The organism is Pseudomonas citronellolis (genome assembly GCF_029335315.1).
Taxonomy (GTDB): domain Bacteria; phylum Pseudomonadota; class Gammaproteobacteria; order Pseudomonadales; family Pseudomonadaceae; genus Pseudomonas; species Pseudomonas citronellolis_A.
In genome coordinates, this window is sequence record NZ_JARJLT010000065.1 from 1 (window position 1) to 1,539 (window position 1,539).

The 1,539-nt window shown below is 66.8% G+C and carries 1 protein-coding gene; it reads left to right on the forward strand.

What is annotated here, in order from left to right:
- The coding region (locus tag P3W75_RS05480) for a hemagglutinin repeat-containing protein (protein ID WP_276226346.1) at window positions 1–1,539 on the forward strand (1,539 nt) is incomplete at both ends.

Below are 1,539 nucleotides of genomic sequence, written 5' to 3' on the forward strand. Positions count from 1 at the left end.
ATCGGTTTCACCCTCGGCTCCAGCAGCCTCAAGGCGACCCAGACCAGCCACAGCGAGGAAACCCGCGCCAGCACCATCGGCAGCGTGCTTGGCAACGTCGACATCCAGGCCGGCAAGGACCTGACCATTCGTGGTTCGGACGTGGTCGCCGGCCAGGACATCAACCTTATCGGGCAGAACGTCAACATCCTCGCCGCGCAGAACGAGAACCGCAGCGAGCAGACCTACAAGAGCAAGACCAGCGGCCTGACCCTGGCGCTCTCCGGTAGCGTCGGCAGCGCCCTGGATGCCGGTTACCAGACCGCCAAGCAGGCGCATGACGAGGACGACAGCCGGCTTTCCGCGCTGCAGGGCATCAAGGCCGGGCTCACCGGCGTGCAGGCCTGGCAGGCGTCGCAGCAGGGCACCGAGGGCGGCGGCGCCAGCCAGTTCTTCGGCATCAGCGCCTCGCTCGGCTCGCAGCAGTCCAGCTCGAAACAGACCCAGCAGCAGAGCGTCAGCCAGGGCAGCAGCCTGACCGCGGGGAACAACCTCAGCATCCTCGCCACCGGCAGCGGCGCGGTGGGCCAGGACGGCGACATCCATGTGCAGGGCAGTCAGCTCAAGGCCGCCAACGACCTGCTGCTGGCGGCCAACCGCGACATCACCCTGGAAGCGGCCGCCAACACCCAGAAGCTCGACGGCAAGAACAAGAGCAGCGGTGGCGCCATCGGTGTCAGTCTCGGCTTTGACGGGGAGGGCCACGGAGGCCTGAGCATCTTCGCCAACGCCAACCAGGGCGCGGGCAAGGAGAAGGGCAGCGGCACCACCTGGAGCGAAACCACGCTCGACGCGGGCAGCCAGGTCAAGCTGGTCAGCGGCCGCGACACGGCGCTCAAGGGCGCCCAGGTCAACGGCGAGCAGATCGTCGCCAACGTCGGCCGCGACCTGACCCTGCAGAGCCTGCAGGACAGCGACTACTACGACTCGAAGCAGAAGAACGTCTCCGCCGGGGCCAGCGTCGCCATCTTCGGCACGGGCGGCAGCGCCAACTTCAGCGCCAGCCAGAGCAAGATCGACTCCAACTACCAGAGCGTGCAGGAGCAGACCGGGCTCTACGCCGGCAAGGGCGGCTTCCAGATCGACGTGGGCAACCACACGCAACTGGACGGCAGCGTCATCGCCAGCACCGCCGACGCCGACCAGAACCGCCTGAGCACTGGCACCCTGGGCTGGAGCAGCCTCGACAACAAGGCCGACTACAAGAGCCAGCAGCAGAGCGTCAGCCTCAGCAGTGGCAGCGACGGCAAGGGCCAGTTCATCAGCAACATGCCCAGCGGCATGCTGGTGGCCTACAACCACGGCGACAGCGCCAGCGGCACCACCGGTTCGGCCATCTCCAACGGCACTATCGAAGTTCGCGATACGGCCCACCAGCAACAGGACGTGGCCAGCCTGAGCCGCGACGTGGAACACGCCAACGGCAGCATCAGCCCGATCTTCGACAAGGAGAAGGAACAGAACCGGCTGCAGCAGGTGCAGTTGATCGCCGAGATCGGC